Genomic DNA, 17723 nt, shown 5'->3' on the forward strand with positions numbered 1-17723 from the left:
CCTCGTGGGTGGTGCCGGGGTGGTTGGAGTTGTGATCGAGCGGGCCAGCCGGGGGCCTGTTGTGCGCGGGGTCGTTACTGCGGGGGTCACCTGGGCTGTGCTTGGGGGGACGTCTTTGGGGCGTGAGGGGCTCCTTATGGCGCGGGCCCTGGAGCACGGGGACGTCGAGGCGGCCAGGGGGCGGCTTTCTCATTTGTGCGCGCGGGATCCCAAGGGGCTGGACGCGGCGGCTTTGAGCCGGGCGGTCGTGGAGTCGGTGGCCGAGAACACGTCGGACGCGTCGGTCGCTCCGCTGGTGTGGGGCGCTGTGGCGGGTATTCCGGGGCTGCTCATGTACCGGGCCGTGAACACGTTGGATGCGATGGTCGGGTATCGGAGTCCGCGGTATGAGCGGTTCGGGTGGGCGAGTGCGCGGCTCGATGATGTCGCCAATTGGGTTCCCGCGCGGGTGACCGGGGGATTGGTCGCGTTGTGTTCGGGGCGGGATGCTTGGCGGGTGCTGGTCAGGGACGGGAAGAAGCATCCGAGTCCCAATGCCGGACGGTGCGAGGCCGCGTTCGCCGGGGCGCTCGGGGTGCGGCTGGGGGGCGTCAACGCCTATGGCGGACGGGTCGAGCAGCGGCCCGAGATGGGGGACGGCAGGGCGCCCGAGGTGAAGGACATCCGGCGGGCCGTGGGTCTTTCGGCGGCGGTGACGTTCGCGGCGGCGGCCCTGATCTGGAGTGTGCGGTGAGCGGGCTGCTGGTGGCGGGGACGACGTCCGATGCGGGGAAGAGCGTCGTCACGGCCGGGTTGTGCCGGTGGCTGGCCCGGCAGGGGGTGAAGGTCGCGCCGTTCAAGGCCCAGAACATGTCGCTGAATTCGATGGTGACGAGTGATGGGGCGGAGATCGGGCGGGCGCAGTTCATGCAGGCGCAGGCGGCGGGGGTGGAGCCGGCGGCGCGGATGAATCCGGTGCTGCTCAAGCCGGGTAGTGATCGCCGCAGTCAGGTGGTCGTGCTGGGGCGTCCGGTCGCCGAGGTCGACGCGCTTCAGTACGGGGAGCACAAGGAATGGCTTAAGGGTGTCGTCCTGGAGAGCCTTGAAGAGTTGCGGGCCGAGTACGACGTTGTGGTGTGCGAGGGGGCCGGGAGTCCTACCGAGATCAATCTGAGGGCCGGCGACATCGTGAACATGGGGCTGGCGCGGGCCGCGGATCTGCCGGTGGTGGTGGTCGGCGACATCGACCGGGGCGGGGTCTTCGCGTCGTTGTACGGCACGGTGGCGTTGATGGAGCCCGCGGATCAGGCATTGGTCGCCGGATTCGTCATCAACAAGTTCAGGGGCGCCCCGGAACTGCTGGCACCGGGGCTGGAGCAGCTGAAGATGCTCACCGGACGTCCAACGCTGGGGGTTCTGCCCTGGACGCTCGGCCTGTATCTCGACTCCGAGGACACCCTGGCATTGGACTCCCCACGGCCCGACGCGAAAGGGCCGTATGGGAAAGAGACCTTGCGTATCGCCGTCGTCCGGTTCCCGCGCATCTCCAATTTCACGGACATGGACGCTCTCGCCTGCGAGCCGGGGGTCGTGGTCCGGTACGCGGCGAGTGCAGGTGATCTGGCCGAGGCCGACCTGGTCGTCCTGCCGGGGACCCGGGCCACGGTCAATGACCTGGAATGGCTCCGCGACCGGGGAATGGCGGAGGAGGTCCGGAAACGAGCCCGCGAGGGACGGCCCGTGCTCGGCATCTGCGGCGGCTACCAGATGCTCGCCGAAGAGATCGTGGACGACGTCGAGTCCGGACGGGGCAGGGCCGAAGGACTGGGACTTCTCCCCGCGCGGGTCGAGTTTGGGAAAGAGAAGATCCTGGGGCGGCCGACGGGAACCGCGTACGGCGAAGACGTCCACGCCTACGAGATCCATCACGGCGTGGTGACCGCGCAGGGCGAGCCTTTCCTCGACGGCTGCCGTAAAGGTGCCGTCTGGGGCACGACCTGGCATGGCGCCATGGAGAACGACGGGTTTCGGCGGGCATTCCTGAAGGACGTGGCCGGGCAGGCGAATCGGGACTTCACCCCCGCCCCGGATATGGAGTTCGCGGCGCTGCGCGAGGCGACCATGGACACGCTCGCCGATCTCGTCGAGCGGCACATGGACACCGATGCCGTGTGGCGGATCATCGAGGGCGGCGCGCCGGGCGGCCTGCCCGTCGTCCCGCCCGGCGGAGCCCCGGAACCGCCCGGCGCGGCGGTAGGGTGATCTGCTCGTAGGCACAGGCAGCAGCATCCGCACCCCAGGCATCAGGAGGAACGCCCCGTGACCGACCCGCGGTCCAGTCTGATCGTCCCGCTGCTGAAGGCGCGGGTGCCGGCCGAGGTCCAGCTCGAGTTCCCGCTGCCCGCCGACGAGGAGCCGATCCGCGACCCGTTCGCCGCCGACCTCTACGTCACCTACGCGCTGGAGGTCGCCGACGAGGGCGTGCCGTCCGGCCGCCGCTACGAGCACGTCGCCCGCCGGCACTGCGCCGAGCTGGGCGTGGCGCCGGGCGAGCTGCGCCGCCGCGCCGTGATCAACCTGCGCGACCTGCGGCCCGAGCTGTCGCTCAGCTGGTACCCGGACGTGCGCGCCGTGACGGTGTCGCTGGGCGGGTCCGGGCGCCGCGGGAGCCTGGAGTCCGGCCTGCTGCTGGACGAGGGGTTCCTGGAGAAGCTCGCGCAGGACGTGGACGGCGACCTCGTCGTCGCGGTGCCCGCGCGGGACGTGTTCGTCGCGTCCGGTACCGGTCATCCGGACGGCATCGACAAGCTTCGCTGGGCGGTCACGCAGGTGTGGGCGGAGGATCGCGGCGACGACGCCGCCGACCCGGCATGGGACGTTCCCGCCGGAAGCCTCCTCACCCACGACCTGATCGTGCGCCGCCCCGGCGGCTGGGACGTCCTGTCGGTGTGAAGCCGGTGGACCCCGCTACGACAGCCGCTTGAACTCGGGCCACAGCCGGGACCACGGGGCGCGCTGCCCGCGGCAGACCCAGATCGGCTTGCCCTGCTCCTGGTTGTCCAGGCCGACCCCGTTGTCGATCTCGCCGACCGGGCGCACGTCCGTCCAGAACCGCCGCAGTTCCGCGCCTTCGGCGACCGTTTCCGGCCCGACCACGATCGCGGACCCGGACGTGTCCGGCGGGCGGCCGAAGTACCAGTACCCGTTGTGGCCGCTGTAGGCGCGCGGCAGCCCGAGCCCAGGCCCGTACTTGTCGAGCGCCCCCGCCTCGCCGTAGTTGCTGACGACGATCGTCGCCGCGCCCCGCTCGTCCGGTGGCAGCGCCCGGTAGGCGTGCGCCACCTGCGCCGCGAACCGCGGCCAGCCGACCGTCTCCGCCGAGTCGGCGTTGACGGCGGGCTGCGGCGTGTCGGCCAGCCACTTCACCGGGTAGACGGGCAGCGTGAGCAGCAGCGTCGTGATCCCGGTGAACACGTACACGGGGACGGACGTGAGCCAGCCGAACCCCCGGGGCGCGCCGTTCCGCTCGATCTCGACCGCGCCCGCCGCCCACAGTGCCGCCCACAGCCCGCTCAGGTAGTACGGCTTCCCGGCCGTGGCGAGGAACAGGACGTTCAGCAGCAGGTAGGCGTGCCCGAGGAAGCGGTACGCCCGTAGTTCGTCGGACCGGTACGTCCGCCACAGCCCGTAGATCCACAGCCAGGACGTGAGCACCCCGGTCAGCAGGATCTGGAAAGGGACGAACCCGGGCCGCCCCGCGAAGTCGCCCTTGCCGGCGATCGCGTCCGCCATGTCGAGCTGAGGCCAGCCGTGCCGCGCCTGCCACACCAGCCCTGGGACGACCGCGATCACCACGACGAGCGCCCCGGCCGCGAGCATCGGACGCCGAACGAAGGCGCGCGGGCCCGAGATCAGCAGCCCGCACACCAGTGCGGCCACCAGGAACGCCGCGAGGTACTTCACGTTCAGTGCCAGCGCCGACACGATCCCGACCGCGAGCAGCAGCCGGGAGTCGCGTGTCCGCACCCACCGCACGACCAGCCACACGATCACCGTCGACAGCAGGAGGTCGAGCGTCGCGGTGGAGAACGTGTGGCCGGCCGCGACGGCGAACGGGCACACGGCGTATGCCGCGGCCGTCAGCAGTTGGGCCCGGCGCCCGCCGCCCATGTCGCGCGCCGTCAGACCGGCGACGACCACGCCGGCGGCGGTGAACAGCGCGGCCGGGACGCGCAGCGCGACGAGCGAGTCGCCGAACACCGCCGTCGCCGCCCGGCCGATCAGCGGCATCAGCGGGGGCTGGTCGGGATATCCCCAGGCCGGATGGCGCCCGGCCACCCGGAAGTACAGCTCGTCGCGGTGGTAGCCGTACCGGGCGCTGACGGCCAGCAGCACGGCGCCCAGGGCCGCCGCCAGCAGCAGCACCGGCTTCCAGGCGATCGGCGGTGAGCCGGTCGCGACGGCGGCTTCGACAGGACCGGGCGCCGCGGAGGCAGGAGCCGACATGAGCAGAATCTAAGCGGCGGATGCGGCATAAGTCACGATCTTCGCCGCGTCCGGCCCCGGACACCGCCGACCGGAAAATCGGTGGGACTTGTCGGACGTCCTGCGTAGGGTGCGGGCATGGTGTCGATCCATCAGCTGCTTGCCTTCTCCGCGATGGCGCTCGCCATCATCGTGATCCCCGGCCCCACGGTGCTGTTCGTGGTCGGCCGCGCCCTGGCCCAGGGCCGCCGCACCGCGCTCACCAGCGTGATGGGCAACGAGATCGGCGCGCTGCTGCTGTCGTTCGCGGTCGCGCTCGGCGTCGGTTCGGTCGTGGCACGGTCCGTGGTCGTGTTCACCGCGCTGAAGCTGGCGGGCGCGGCCTACCTCGTCTACCTCGGCGTCCAGGCGTTCCGGAACCGCCGCTCCCTGCGCGAGGCGATCGGGAGCGCCGCGCCCGAGAGCGGCAGCCGGAGCCGTGACCTGTGGCAGGGCTTCGTCGTCGGCATCACCAACCCGAAGACGACCGTGTTCTTCGTCGCCGTCCTGCCGCAGTTCGTCGACCGCGACCTCGGCCATGTGCCGCTGCAGATGCTGGTGTTCGGGCTGGTCTTCTCCTTCATCGCGCTGCTGTGCGACAGCGTGTGGGGCCTCGCCGCCGGGACGGCCCGCGCGTGGTTCGCCCGGTCGCCGCGCCGCCTCGCCGCGATCGGCGGCACCGGCGGGCTGATGATGATCGGCCTCGGCGTCGCCGTCGCCGGGACCGGCCGCAAGGACTAAGGCGGTTCCGGGGGGCGTCCCCCCACCGTGACTAGATTTTGGCTTTGGACGTCAGTGTCGGGGGTGCGGCCACGGGGCGGGGTGCGGCCGAAGCGGCGGCGCAGCGGGTAGGCGACCGCGACGACGGCGCGGCTGACCAGCGAGGCGATCAGCTGGGAGCGCTGCTCGGCCATGAACGCCATCGAGGCCAGCACGGCGAGCAGCGCGGCGATGACCAGCCAGGTGAGGTAGGGAACAGCCACATCCGGTAGGTGAGGCTGCCCGGGTCCTCGCGCCGCAGCCGGGCCCGCAGCCGGAGCCCGGCGTGGCTGCTGGTCTCGGACATCCTGACAACGCTAGGTGACCTGCGGTGATGTCACGACGGGGGTCAAATGCCGCAGAGCGAGAAGTTGTCGAAGATCGCCTGCGGATATCCGGCCGCGCCCTCGGAGCGGACGACGACCAGGCCGCTCGGGCCTGGGGCGTCCGTCTCGGGCGGCGTGGCGGCGGACGACGCGACCTGCTTGCCGTTCACCCACATCGCGAGGTCGATGTTGCCGCCCCCGTGCTCGACGCAGGCGGCCTGGACGCGGTTGTCGTCGTCGCGGAGCCCGGGGACGGCGCCGGTCGTGACGGTCTTCGCCTGCCCGGACGACAGCTTGGCGATGCGTGCGCGCCCGTCCGAGCGGAGGAGGAACGCGTAGCCGGTGCCGCCGTGGCAGTACACGCCCGCCTCGCCGCCGGCGTCCTTCAAGGTGACCTTGACCTCGATGAGCTGGGAGCCGGGGACCTTGTCCACCGGCGCGTCGGCGGTCGTGCGCGTCGTCGTGGGCAGGACGTGGAGTTCGTATTTCCGGTCGCGGTAGGACGCGTCCCAGATGGCGGTGGTGGCCGTCTTCCAGCCGGAGTCCTCGTCGCTGAACTTGTCGTCGAAGACCTTGTCCTTGACGTCCGGCGGGTCGTCGCCGAGGTCGGCGGCCGCGCTCGTTCGGGAGCCGTCCGGGGTGCCGTCGCCGCCGGGGAGGTTGAGGACGCCGATCACGGTGGCGGCGGCGACGACGGCGCCGACCGCGACGATGAGCAGGCCGTGGTTCCGGTAGGCGGGCGGCCTCTTCGCCGGAGCCGGAGCCGGAGTCGACGCCGGTGCCGCCGTGCTCCGCGCGTCGACCGGACGTGTCGGCGGCACGGAGTCGACGGTCGTCGCGACGGCCGCCGTCTCCGGCACGGGCGGTGCCGCCGGCTTGTTCTCACCGGTCAGGGCCTGGATCAGCTGCTTCACCGTCGGACGCCCGGCGGGGTCCTTGGCGAGCGACCGGCCCACCAGGTCCCGGACGGCCGGGTCGAGGCCGTCCAGGTCGGGTTCGGCATTGGTGACCCGGTTGATGACCTCCGGTAACGTCCCGCCGCCGAACGGGGCGCGTCCCGTGCCCGCGTAGGCGACGACGCAGCCCCAGGAGAACACGTCCGCCGCCGGGGCGATCCCCGCACCGTGCATCAGCTCCGGCGCGATGTAGGCGGGCGTGCCGACGAACTGGCCGGTCCGGGTCGGGCCGTCGGAGGCGTCCAGCGCCCGCGCGATGCCGAAGTCGATCACCCGCGGCCCGGTCGGGGACAGCAGCACGTTGGACGGCTTCAGGTCGCGGTGCACGATCCCGGCGCCGTGGATCGCGGCGAGCGCCGTCGCGGTGTTGACCGCGAGGGCCTCCAGGTCGCCGCCGCGCAGCGGCCCGTCCGCCTTGACGGCCTCCTCGACCGACGGCCCGTTCACGTACTCGGTCACCACGTACAGCGGGTCGCCGTCGAGGCGGGCGTCCAGGACGGCGGCCGTACAGAACCGGCTGACCTGCCGCGCGGCCGTCACCTCGCGGCGGAACCGGTCGTGGAACGCCTCGTCGTCGGCCAGCTCCGCGTTGATGACCTTGACCGCGACCTGCCGTCCCGCGTCGTCCTCGCCGAGGAACACGGTGCCCATGCCGCCGCGGCCGAGCCGGGCGGTGAGCCGGTACGGGCCGAGCCGGCGCGGGTCTCGGTCGCGGAGGGGCGCCTGCATGGCTCGACTCCCGGGGGGCGGAGGGGGCTGTGGTGTGGTTCAGTCTTTCGTACTCGGTCTCTATGACGCCCGATCATGGGGCGTCGGTTCACCGGACTGCGGGAGGAAACGTGGACGTGACGGCGGATGTGCTCGGCCCCGGATACGAGGCGATCGAGCTGCCGATGGGGCGGGACGCCGAGGGGGACGTCGTGGCGACGCTCGTGCGGCGCCGCCGCACGGATCCGTCCCGGCGGGCCGTGCTGTACCTGCACGGGTTCGTCGACTACTTCTTCCAGAAGCACCTCGCCGACTTCTACGTCGACCTCGGTTTCGACTTCTACGCCCTCGACCTGCGCAAATACGGGCGGTCGCTGCGTCCGCACCAGACCGCGAACTACATCGAGAGCCTGTCGGACTACTTCCCGGAGATCGACGAGGCGGTGCGGATCGTCCGGGACGTGGACGGCCACGACACGCTCCTGCTGAACGGCCACTCCACCGGCGGCCTGATCGCCGCCCTGTGGGCCGACCGCGCCAAGGGCCGGGGGCTGGTCGACGGCCTGTTCCTCAACAGCCCGTTCGTGGACCTCGCCGAGCCGCTGGTGCTGCGCAAGGTCGGCGCCGGGCTGGCGCGGGCGCTGCGTCCCCGGTTCCCGAAGGCGAAGCTGCCGGCGGGCGTGTCCGACCGGTACCCGCGCAGCATCCACCGCGACCACGAGGGCGAGTGGGAGTTCGACCTCGAATGGAAGCCGATCCTCGGGTTCCCGGTGCGGGCGGCGTGGCTGGCGGCCGTCCGCCGCGGGCAGCTGCGCCTGCACAAGGGCCTGGACGTCGACGTGCCGGTGCTGGTGATGGCGTCCACCCGAAGCGTCCGCCCGACCCGCAAGGTGCTGGACGTGACGGGCGCCGACGCCGTCCTCGACGTCGAGCACATGGCCCGCTGGGCACCGCGGATCGGACGGCATGTCACGCTCGTCCGCGTCGACGGCGGCCTGCACGACCTCGTGCTGTCCGCCGAACCGGCCCGCACGCGGGTGTTCGACGAGCTGACCCGCTGGACGAACGGCTACCTGCCGGCCGGCTGACCCGCTACTGGATCTTCGACATGTCGAAGTCGTCGAACTGCACGGTGATCTGCTGGGCGGCGTTGCCGCCGCGCTCCGCGGTGAGACCGGCAAAGCCGTTGGGGAGCGGCTGGTCGCCGTCGGTCTCGTCGAGGACCTTGTCGCCGTTCACCCAGAGCCGCAGGTGCACCTTGTGGCCGCTCTCCTGCCCTTCGCAGGCGGCCTGGAGCTTGTTCGGGCCGTCCTTCTCGAAGCCCGGCACCGACGACGGGTTCGCCAGCTCCTTCGTCCCGGCGTCCCCGTTGACCTTGCGGAGGACCGCGCCCTTGCCGTCGTTGCGGACCAGGAACACGTACTGGCGCTTGCCGTCGTCGTTCTGTCGGCAGATGATGCCGTAGCGCCCGTCCGCGGGGCCCTCGGCGGCGGCCGTCACGGTCACCAGCATCGGGTCGGGGAAGGCCTCCACCTTGTCCTTGGGCACCTTCCGGACGATCGAGTCGGACGTGTCGGACGTCTTCATCTGGTACTTGCCGTTGACGTAGGAGTAATCGCCCATGATGCCGTCCCCCCAACCGGAGGTCGTGTTGGAGAAGTCGTCGGCGAACGCGGTGGCCAGGTGGTCGTCGGGTGGGCCATCGGAGCGCAGGAGGGTGAACCCGACGACGGCGAGCACCAGCAGCGCGGCGACGGCGGCGCCGGCGATGATCAGCGGGCGGCGGGGGAGGCCGGACTTCGCGGCGGGCCGGCCGTCGTGCCGGGTCGTGTCGGCGCCCAGCCGGGCGGTCTGCTGGTTGGCGGCCTGGCCGGTGCGCGCCTGCACGGTCGGGTCCGTCGGTGTCCCGTGCCAGCTCGCCTGGACGGTCTGGGCGAGCGTCGCCGGATCGGTCGTCCCGTTGCCGACGAGGCGTCCGAGCAGCTCCTGGACGGACGGCCGGTTGCGCGGGTCCTTGTCGAGCGCCGCGGCGACCACTTCCCGCAGGTCGGGGTCGAGGCCGTCCAGCTTCGGCGCGTCGTGGACGACGCGGTAGAAGATCTCCGGGACGGTGTTGCCGGCGAACGGCGCCGAGCCGGTCCCGGCGTAGGCGACGACGCAGCCCCACGAGAACACGTCGGACGCGGGGGTGACCTGCTCGCCGCGCAGCAGCTCGGGCGGCAGGTAGTTCGGGGTGCCGACGAACTGCCCGGTGCGGGTCGGCCCGTCGGCGGCGTCCAGCGCCCGCGCGATGCCGAAGTCGATCACGCGCGGTCCGGTGGAGGACAGCAGCACGTTGGCGGGTTTGAGGTCGCGGTGCACGATCCCGGCGCCGTGGATCGCGGCGAGCGCGGTGGCGACGCCGACCGCGATGCCCTCCAGGTCGGAGCCGGGCAGCGGACCGCGCTCGGCGACGGCGCGCTCCAGGCTCGGGCCCTCGATGTACTCGGTGACGACGTAGAGCGGGTCCTGTTCCAGCTCGGCGTCCATGACGGGCGCGGTGCAGAACCGGCGGACCTGCCGCGCGGCCGTCACCTCCCGCTGGAACCGGTCCCGGAAGGTGCCCTCCCCGGCCAGCTCCCGGTTGATCACCTTCACGGCGACGCGGCGGCCTGCGCGGTCCTCGCCGAGGTACACCGTTCCCATGCCGCCGCGGCCGAGCCGTCCGATCAGCCGGTAGGGGCCGAGTTCCGCGGGGTCCTCGGGGCGCAGGGCCTCACCGTTCTCTCCTGCGTGCGTGGTCATCGTGATCCTGAGGGGATATGGGGAGTCTTTGCGGTAGAACCCTAGCGGTCCTTCGCAATTTCGACGCCGGAAGCGTTCAGGGGGTTCGGCGGGCTCGGGGGAGAGTGCGGAACGGCGGGAGCTTGTCGCCGGTGAGGCCGAACGCGTAGGCCACCACGCGGCCGGACCAGCGCTGGCAGCCAACGACGAGCCCGTACAGCACTCGCGGGTACCGGCCGGTGAACGGGATCACCAGCCAGCTGAGCAGCATCACGACGACCAGCATCGCGTACATGGCCAGCATCACGGCCAGGTGCGGGATCACCAGCAGGCCCCTGAGCAGGGTCAGCCAGCGTCGCGGGCCGCGCCACGCCTCGGGGTACGGCAGGTCGACCAGGACGGTGTCCTCGACGGGCTCCGGCGCCGGCGGTGCGGCCGGCGCCTCGGGGGCGGGCCCCGGCTCCGGGACCTCGATCCGCGCGGGCCGCTCGGTTTCCGTGCGGGGCTCGGGCGCGGGGGCCGGTTCCGGCCCCTGCCAGGACGCGGAGATCGTTTCGACGGCGTGCTCCAGGTCGGCCTTCTCCTGGCCGACGAGCCGGGTGAGGAGACGCCGCGCGGTCGGACGGTCGCGCGGGTCCTTGCCGAGCGCGGCGGCGACGATCTCGCGCAGCCGCGGGTCGAGGCCGGCGAGGTCGGGCTCGTCGTGCTCGATGCGGCGGAACGTCTCCGCGACGGTCGTGCCGTGGAACGGGGGGCGTCCCGTCCCGGCGTAGGCGACGACGCAGCCCCACGCGAACACGTCCGACGCCTGCTCGACCGGCTCGCCGTGCAGCACCTCGGGCGCGATGTAGGCGGGCGTCCCGACGAACTGGCCGGTGCGGGTGGGGCCGTCCGGGGCGTCGAGGGCGCGGGCGATGCCGAAGTCGATGACGCGCGGCCCGGTGGAGGACAGCAGCACGTTGGCGGGTTTGAGGTCGCGGTGCACGATCCCGGCGCCGTGGATCGCGGCGAGCGCGGTGGCGACGCCGACCGCGATGCCCTCCAGGTCCGAGCCGGGCAGCGGCCCCTTGTCGCGGACGGCCGCCTCCAGGCTCGGCCCGTGGATGTACTCGGTGACGATGTACGGCGGGTCCTGGTCGAGCTCGGCGTCGATCACCGGCGCGGTGCAGAACCGGTGGACCCGCCGCGCGGCGGTCACCTCGCGGCGGAACCGGGCGAGGAACGCGGGCTCCCCGGCCAGCTCCCGGTTGACGACCTTGACCGCGACCCGCCGCCCGTCCGGTTCGGCGCCCAGGTAGACGGTGCCCATGCCGCCGCGGCCGAGCCGCCCGAGCAGGCGGTAGGGGCCGAGGACGCGGGGTTCGTCGTGCTCCAGGGGTCCGGCGGCGTACGTCGTCATGCGGGCGGCGCTCCTCGGAAGATCGTCTTTCGGGAGCCAGCCTATGGGAGTCAGGGGACCCGGACGGAGCGGTCAGGGAATCAGCAGCAGCTTCCCGGTGCTCCGCCGCGCCTCCAGGTCGGCGTGCGCGGTACCGGCCTCGGCGAGGTCGTAGCGGTGCCCGACGTGCACCTTCACATCGCCCGACTCCACCCAGCCGTAGACGTCGGCGGCGCGCTCCAGCAGCTCCTCGCGCTCGGCGACGAAGTGGACGAGGGACGGCCGCGTCAAATAGACCGACCCGGCCCGGTTGAGGCGCTGCGGGTCGAACGGCGGGACCGCGCCGCCCGCGGCCCCGAACAGGGCGAGGGTGCCGCGCCGCCGGAGGCTCGCCAGGCTGCCGTCGAACGTGGGCGCCCCGACACCGTCGTACACGACGTGCGCGCCTTCGCCGCCGGTCAGCTCCCGGACGCGTTCGGGGAAGCCGTCGTACCCCAGGGTGACGTCAGCGCCCGCGTCCTTGGCGAGCTTCTCCTTCTCCGGGGTGGACGCCGTCCCGATCACGCGGGCGCCGAGGGCCTTGGCCGCCTGGACGAGCAGCAGGCCCATCCCGCCCGCCGCCGCGTGCACGAGGACGGTGTCGCCCTCCCGGACCGCATACGTCGACCGGGTCAGGTAGTGCGCGGTCATGCCCTGCAGCAGCGACGCGGCCGCGTCCGCCAGGTCGACCCCGGCCGGGACCGGGACGACCTCGGTTACCGGGACGACGGCCTTCGCCGCGTATCCGCCCTGCGTGTTCGCCCAGGCCACCCGGTCACCCACGGCGAACTCCGAGACGCCGTCGCCGACCGCGGCGACCGTGCCGGCGGCCTCGACGCCGGGCGTGTACGGAAGGTCCTGCGCGTAGGCGCCCGTCCGGAAGTAGACGTCGATGAAGTTGACGCCGGCCGCCGCCACGTCGATCAGCACCTCGCCGGGGCCCGGTTCCGGGTCGGGCCGCTCGGCGGGCTCCAGCACCTCGGGTCCGCCGGTGCGGGTGATGACGATCGCGCGCATGTCGTGCTCCTGTACGGTCGGTCGGCTCTGCCGCACGCGAGAACCCGGCGTCCGCGCGGGCTATTCCACGGGCGGGCGGTCAGACCCAGTCGCGCATCGTCCGGGCGACGAGCGCCACGGCCTCCTCGACCCGGGCGGCGACCGTCCCGGCGTCCCAGATGTCGTGCCGGGCGCAGTCCTCGAACGCGACCTTGACCGCGGCCAGGTAGAACGAGACGACGATGCGGGGCCGCAGGTCCGCCTCCATGTCGACGCCCTCGCGGCGCGCGATCTCGGCGGCGAGCGCCTCGGCCGACGCCGAGTAGCGCGCCATCTGCGCCGCCATCAGCGACGGCGTCGCCTCGATCACCTGCCGGACGCGGCGGAACCGGGCGCCGTCGGCCGGGTCGCTCTCGGCGATCGTCCGCAGCACCACGCGCAGCGACTCGAACAGCGCGGTGAACGGCCGCTCTCCGGCCGGGCGGGCGGTGAGGGCCTCCTCCAGGACCTGGTCGTGCTCGGTGAGGAAGTTCGTGACGACGTCCTCCTTGGTGCCGAAGTAGCGGAAGAACGTCCGCTGCGACACCTCGACCGCCGCCACGATCTCGTCGATCGTCGTGGCCTCGTAGCCCTTGGCGAGGAACAGGTCCAGGGCCGCGTCGATCAGCGCGATACGGGTCCGCTGCTTCTTGCGCTCGCGGAGCCCGGCGAGGGCGGGGCCCTGCTCGTGGCCTTGCTCGTGGCTCTGCTCGCCACCGGGCTCGCGGGCACGGTCGTGCGTATGGCCTGACGGGTCGCCGGCGGGGACGGCGCTCATCGGCTCGCTCCTTCTGTCTGCCTGACGCGGGCTATGGCCCGTCTCACAGAGGCTTCTATCACGGACGGGGCCTCCGCACGCGCGGCGGCTTCCGCGGACCGGAATGATCCGCGGCGATTGGCGCAGGTGGGCACGGCGTGTCGGACCGCCCCGCGCGGACCATCCCCGGCACAAACCGCAACAGCGGTCCCACTCTCCGGATTCCCCCTGCGCAGCCGCGGGTTTCGGGTCATGCTATTGACCCGGTCACCAACCGTCGCCGGATGATCGCCCAAGGTCATCCGGGCGGCTTGGATCTGCTGAGGCGGCTGAAGTGTCTGTAGTCGGTGAGGGGGAGACCGCCGAGGTGCGCCGGCGGCACCTCGCGGCGCTCGCGTACGAGGTCGAGTCCCGCGGCCTCGTCTGGAAGTTCGCCGGCCCCGACGAGTCGCTGCTGGCCGTGCACGGCCCGCGCACCGGGCGGCAGGCCATGGTGGTCGCCACCCCGTCCGGCGACGGCTGGTACTACCTGTGGCCCGGCGGCGGCATGGCCGAGGTGGCCAGGCTCGCCGAGGTGGCCGACCGCCTGCACGCGCTGCTCGGCTGACCTGCGCACTCCTCGACCGGCCCGTGTCCTCGCGGACGGCCCGCGCACTTCCCGGCGACCCCGCCTTGCCCCCCGGGCCCGGGGTTCCCTAGACTCGGATGCGAACGTTTGTTCGAACGGCCGCATGCCTCTTCCCCCGTGCGGCGAGCGCGAGGGGGAGGCAGATGACACGCGTGTTCGGCGATCCGGTCGACGTCTGGGTGAGCGATGGGCGTCCGGTCCGGTTCGTCTGGCGTGGCCGGCTCTACAGCGTCCGGCGGGTGCTGGAGCACTGGGTCACGACCCGGGACTGGTGGCGGGAGCGCGAGCCCGACGGCGAGGCCACCGGCGAGCGGGAGTTCTGGCGGGTCGAGGCGACCCCGGACCGGGAGATCGGCGTCTACGAGCTGCGTTACGACGTGGCCGCCGACAGCTGGCTGCTGTCGCGGGTATGGGACTGACGTGCATATTCATGTCGCTTCGTCCTATTCGCTCCGCTTCGGGGTGGCGCCGCCCGCGGCGCTGGCCGAGCGCGCGGCGAGCCTCGGCATGGAGACGCTGGCGCTGACCGACCGCGACGGCCTGTACGGCGCCGTCCGGCACGTCCGGTCGTGCGCGGACGCGGGCATCGGCGCCGTCGTCGGCGCCGACCTCAAGGTCGCCTCCACCGGCGAGGAGCGCATCGTCGTGCTCGCCGAGGGGCGCGCCGGGTGGCGGTCCCTGTGCCGGCTGGTGACGGCGGCGCACGCGGCGGGCCAGCGGGGGAACCCGCTGGTCACGCGGGAGATGGTCGGCGCGCACGCCGAGGGGCTCATCGTGCTCCTCGGCCCGGCGTCCGATGTGGGACGGGCCATCACCGGCCGCCGTCCGGACGTGGCGGCGGCGCGGCTGGACGCCTGGCGCGCCACCGCCGAGACCGCGGTCGAGATCGTCGACCACCGCGACAGGGGCGACGGGCCGCGGGCCGCGCGGATGCTCGCGCTCGCCCGCGCGGCCGGGGTCCCCGCGGTGCTCGGCAACGCCGTCCGCTACCTGGACCCGGCCGACCAGCCGGTCGCGCAGGTGCTGGACGTGACGCGCCGCCTCGTCCCGCTGGACCGGCGCCACCTGGACGACCGGACCGGCCACGCCTACCTGAAGCCGGTCCACGAGATGCGCCGGGTCGCGGAGCTGAGCTGCGGCCCCGATGAGGCCGAGGCGCTGCTGGCGGCCACCCGGCGGCTGTCGGAGCGCTGCGTCCTGGACGCGGCGCACGACCTCGGCATGGACGGCGTCCACCTGCCGGTCGTCGACGGCGACCCGTACGCGCGGCTCGTCTCCCGGTGCGCGGACGGGATGGCGCGGCGCGGGCTGGACGGGTCGCGGCGGGCCGCCGACCGGCTCGGCGACGAGCTCGGCGTGATCGCGCGCAAGGGCCTGGCGCCGTACTTCCTCACGGTCGCGGACGCCGCCGCGCTGATCAGGTCGCGCGGCATCCGCTGCGCGATCCGCGGCTCCGGCGCGGGCAGCCTGGTCAACCACCTGATCGGCATCGGCGACCTCGACCCGCTGCGGCACGGCCTGCTGATGGAGCGGTTCCTCGCCGACAGCCGCGAGGGGCTGCCCGACATCGACCTGGACGTGGAGTCGGCCCGCCGGCTGGAGGCCTACGAGGCGCTGTTCGAGCGGTTCGGCGCCGAGAGCACGGCGTGCGTGTCGATGATGGAGACCTACCGGGCGCGCAGCGCGCTGCGCGACGTCGGCAACGCCGTCGGGCTCCCGCCGCACGAGATCGACGCGATCGCCAAGGCGTTCCCGCAGATCAGGGCCAGCCAGATCCGCGCGGCGCTGGACGACCTGCCCGAACTGCGGCAGAGCAACCTGGCCGCCGGGCGGCTGGAGGTGGTGTTCCGGATCGCCGAGCGCCTCGACGGGCTGCCCCGGCACATCGCGATGCACCCGTGCGGCGTCCTGCTGTCGAACCCGACGCTGCGGGACCGGACGCCCGTCGAGCAGGCCGCCGTCGGGTTCCCCATGAGCCAGTTCGACAAGGAGGACGTCGAGGCGATGGGGCTGCTGAAGCTCGACGTCCTCGGCGTCCGGATGCAGTCGGCGATGGCGCACGCGGTGGCGGAGGTCGCCCGGGTGACGGGGGAGGAGATCGCGCTGGAGGACGTCCCGCGCGACGATCCCGCGACGTACGCGCTGGTCCGCACGTCCCGGACGCTCGGCTGCTTCCAGATCGAGTCGCCCGGCCAGCGGGAGCTGATCGGCCGGCTCCAGCCGCGCGACCTGGACGACCTGGTCGTCGACATCTCGCTGTTCCGCCCCGGCCCGGTCAACTCCGACATGGTGTCGCCGTTCCTGGAGTCCCGCGCCGGGACCCGGGAGCCGGCGTACCCGCACCCCGACCTCGAACCGGTGCTGCGGGAGAGCCTCGGCGTGGTCGTCTTCCACGAGCAGGTGCTCCGCGTCTTCGACGTGATGACCGGCTGCGGCCTGTCGCGGGCGGAGGCGGCGCGGCGGAGCCTGAACCACGAGCGCGGCCAGGCCGTGGTGGGCGCCTGGTTCCGGGAGCGGGCGCTGGCGCGCGGCTACGACGAGCCGACCGTCGAACGGGTCTGGAAGGTGCTGACCGCGTTCGGCGCGTTCGGTTTCTGCAAGGCCCACGCCGCGTCGTTCGCGCTGCCCACCTACCAGTCGGCGTGGCTGAAACGGCACCACACGGCCGCGTTCTACGCCGGCGTCCTCACCCACGACCCCGGCATGTACCCCAAGCGGGTCATCCTGGACGACGCGCGGCATTTCGGCGTCCCGATCCTGCCGCTGGACGTCAACCGCTCGGCGGCGGACTGGCACGCCGAGCCCGTGTCGGCAGGCGGCCCGACCGGGATCCGGGTCGCGCTGAGCGAGGTCAAGGGCATCTCGGACGCCGAGGTCGGCAAGATCGTGAACGAGCGCCCCTACGCGTCGCTGACCGACTTCTGGCGCCGGGCCCGGGTGTCGCGTCCGACCGCCGAGCGGCTCGTCCTGGCCGGGGCGTTCGACACCGTCTACGACGGCGTGCCGCGCCGCGACCTGCTCTGCCGCGTCGGCTCCCTCGACCGCGTCACCGCCCGTCCCGGACGCGTCATGGAAGGCCAGCTCCCGCTCGGCCACGAGGACGGCGACGACGCCCTGTTCCCTGTGGGGGGACGACCCCCCACGCCCCCCGGTTCGCTTCGCTCACCACCGTGGTCCGGCATGGAGATCGAGATGGCCGAGGAGATCCCGGCGGGGGAACTGCCGCCGATGACCCCGGCCGAGGTCGTCGAGGCGGAGCTGGACATCCTCGGCATGGACGTGAGCCGGCACGTCATGACCTTCTACGCCGGGCTGCTGACCGGGCTCGGCGTCGTCCGAGCCGCCGACCTGCCGGGACGTCCCGACAAGAGCGAGGTCCTGGTCGCCGGCGTCAAGGTCGCGACGCAGACCCCGGCGGTCAGGTCGGGCCGGCGCGTCATCTTCGCCACGCTGGACGACGCGACCGGCCCGGTCGACCTCACGTTCTTCGAGTCGGTGCAGGACAGGTGCGCCGCCACCGTCTTCGGCTCCTGGCTGCTGCTCGCCCGGGGCCGGCTCCGCCGCGCCGGCGCCCACGCCGTCTCGATCACCGCGAACGCCTGCTGGGACCTGAACGTCCTGCACGAGGAATGGCGCCGCGGCGGAACGGACGCCGTCCGCGCCGCCATGGCGGGCCGGACCGATCCCATGCGGGGAGGCGGCCCTCCGGGAAGCGCGACCGGCCGCCCGGTGGGGCGCCGCATCGTCCACCCGACCGGCTTCGCGATTTCTCCGTACTCCGACATCGGGCACGCGGGCCCGGCCGTCAAGCGTCCGCCGAAGACCCCGCTCTGGTACACCAGCCGGGGCAGCTCCGGCCCCGCGCCGTGAC

The 17723-nt window shown here is 72.9% G+C and carries 15 protein-coding genes; 8 read left to right on the forward strand and 7 right to left on the reverse strand.

Going from position 1 to position 17723, the window contains the following annotated elements; translation table 11 throughout:
• From cbiB to E1293_RS13735, 3 genes are all read left to right on the forward strand, one after another.
• A partial coding sequence (gene cbiB, locus E1293_RS13725) for an adenosylcobinamide-phosphate synthase CbiB (RefSeq protein ID WP_132197650.1) occupies positions 1–733 on the forward strand: 733 nt, incomplete at its 5' end.
• Entirely contained in the window at positions 730–2241 is a 1512-nt protein-coding gene (locus E1293_RS13730) for a cobyric acid synthase (RefSeq protein ID WP_132197652.1), read from the forward strand. The genes cbiB and E1293_RS13730, both read left to right, overlap by 4 nt.
• Positions 2242–2298: 57 nt before the next feature.
• Positions 2299–2931: a DUF1444 domain-containing protein gene (locus E1293_RS13735; protein ID WP_132197654.1), complete on the forward strand. Its 633-nt coding sequence runs from the start codon at positions 2299–2301 to the stop codon at positions 2929–2931.
• Positions 2932–2946: 15 nt separating this feature from the next.
• Here the strand turns inward: E1293_RS13735 and E1293_RS13740 are convergent, their stop codons facing one another.
• Positions 2947–4485, reverse strand: a complete 1539-nt coding sequence (locus tag E1293_RS13740) for an ArnT family glycosyltransferase (RefSeq protein ID WP_132197657.1) — start codon at positions 4483–4485, stop codon at positions 2947–2949.
• A gap of 117 nt (positions 4486–4602) precedes the next feature.
• Between E1293_RS13740 and E1293_RS13745 the strand changes: the two genes are divergently transcribed.
• Complete coding sequence (locus E1293_RS13745; RefSeq protein WP_132197659.1) at positions 4603–5244, forward strand: LysE family translocator; 642 nt, start codon at positions 4603–4605, stop codon at positions 5242–5244.
• Here E1293_RS13745 and E1293_RS13750 read toward each other — a convergent pair.
• The gene (locus tag E1293_RS13750) at positions 5241–5486 is read right to left on the reverse strand and encodes a hypothetical protein (RefSeq protein WP_132197661.1); all 246 of its coding nucleotides are present in this window, start codon (positions 5484–5486) and stop codon (positions 5241–5243) included. The genes E1293_RS13745 and E1293_RS13750 overlap by 4 nt on opposite strands.
• A 125-nt stretch (positions 5487–5611) precedes the next feature.
• The gene (locus E1293_RS48580; protein ID WP_207938839.1) at positions 5612–7273 is read right to left on the reverse strand and encodes a serine/threonine-protein kinase; all 1662 of its coding nucleotides are present in this window, start codon (positions 7271–7273) and stop codon (positions 5612–5614) included.
• A 110-nt stretch (positions 7274–7383) separates the two neighbouring features.
• Between E1293_RS48580 and E1293_RS13760 the strand changes: the two genes are divergently transcribed.
• A complete protein-coding gene (locus E1293_RS13760) occupies positions 7384–8340 on the forward strand; it encodes an alpha/beta hydrolase (protein WP_207938840.1) in 957 nt (318 codons plus the stop codon).
• Between the two features lie 4 nt (positions 8341–8344).
• On the opposite strand, the gene E1293_RS48585 is transcribed toward E1293_RS13760, so the two are convergent.
• The 4 genes from E1293_RS48585 to E1293_RS13780 all read right to left on the reverse strand — a co-directional run bounded on the left by E1293_RS48585 (position 8345) and on the right by E1293_RS13780 (position 13245).
• Entirely contained in the window at positions 8345–10036 is a 1692-nt protein-coding gene (locus E1293_RS48585; RefSeq protein ID WP_132197663.1) for a serine/threonine-protein kinase, read from the reverse strand.
• 76 nt (positions 10037–10112) lie between these two features.
• The gene (locus E1293_RS13770; RefSeq protein ID WP_132197665.1) at positions 10113–11414 is read right to left on the reverse strand and encodes a DUF4389 domain-containing protein; all 1302 of its coding nucleotides are present in this window, start codon (positions 11412–11414) and stop codon (positions 10113–10115) included.
• Between the two features lie 72 nt (positions 11415–11486).
• Positions 11487–12449 (reverse strand): quinone oxidoreductase family protein, encoded by a 963-nt coding sequence (locus E1293_RS13775; protein ID WP_132197667.1) that lies wholly within the window; start codon positions 12447–12449, stop codon positions 11487–11489.
• 79 nt (positions 12450–12528) lie between these two features.
• Entirely contained in the window at positions 12529–13245 is a 717-nt protein-coding gene (locus E1293_RS13780; RefSeq protein ID WP_132197669.1) for a TetR family transcriptional regulator, read from the reverse strand.
• A 313-nt stretch (positions 13246–13558) separates the two neighbouring features.
• Between E1293_RS13780 and E1293_RS13785 the strand changes: the two genes are divergently transcribed.
• The 3 genes from E1293_RS13785 (at position 13559) to E1293_RS13795 (ending at position 17722) form a co-directional block, all read left to right on the forward strand.
• Positions 13559–13831 carry a hypothetical protein gene (locus E1293_RS13785; protein WP_243716206.1) on the forward strand — a complete coding sequence of 91 codons (273 nt, stop codon included), beginning with the start codon at positions 13559–13561 and terminating at the stop codon, positions 13829–13831.
• A 164-nt stretch (positions 13832–13995) separates the two neighbouring features.
• Positions 13996–14271, forward strand: a complete 276-nt coding sequence (locus E1293_RS13790) for a DUF6504 family protein (protein WP_132197671.1) — start codon at positions 13996–13998, stop codon at positions 14269–14271.
• Between the two features lies 1 nt (position 14272).
• Positions 14273–17722, forward strand: a complete 3450-nt coding sequence (locus tag E1293_RS13795; RefSeq protein WP_132197673.1) for a DNA polymerase III subunit alpha — start codon at positions 14273–14275, stop codon at positions 17720–17722.
• Position 17723 lies beyond the last annotated feature (1 nt).

Source organism: Actinomadura darangshiensis, from assembly GCF_004349235.1.
Lineage (GTDB): Bacteria > Actinomycetota > Actinomycetes > Streptosporangiales > Streptosporangiaceae > Spirillospora > Spirillospora darangshiensis.

Excerpts from the sequence above, each read along its gene's own strand:
- E1293_RS48580 (WP_207938839.1), bottom strand. The coding sequence starts at position 7,273 with ATGCAGGCGCCCCTCCGCGACCGAGACCCGCGCCGGCTCGGCCCGTAC.
- E1293_RS13780 (WP_132197669.1), bottom strand. The coding sequence starts at position 13,245 with ATGAGCGCCGTCCCCGCCGGCGACCCGTCAGGCCATACGCACGACCGT.
- E1293_RS13790 (WP_132197671.1), top strand. The coding sequence starts at position 13,996 with ATGACACGCGTGTTCGGCGATCCGGTCGACGTCTGGGTGAGCGATGGG.
- E1293_RS48585 (WP_132197663.1), bottom strand. The coding sequence starts at position 10,036 with ATGACCACGCACGCAGGAGAGAACGGTGAGGCCCTGCGCCCCGAGGAC.
- E1293_RS13770 (WP_132197665.1), bottom strand. The coding sequence starts at position 11,414 with ATGACGACGTACGCCGCCGGACCCCTGGAGCACGACGAACCCCGCGTC.
- E1293_RS13775 (WP_132197667.1), bottom strand. The coding sequence starts at position 12,449 with ATGCGCGCGATCGTCATCACCCGCACCGGCGGACCCGAGGTGCTGGAG.
- E1293_RS13745 (WP_132197659.1), top strand. The coding sequence starts at position 4,603 with ATGGTGTCGATCCATCAGCTGCTTGCCTTCTCCGCGATGGCGCTCGCC.
- E1293_RS13740 (WP_132197657.1), bottom strand. The coding sequence starts at position 4,485 with ATGTCGGCTCCTGCCTCCGCGGCGCCCGGTCCTGTCGAAGCCGCCGTC.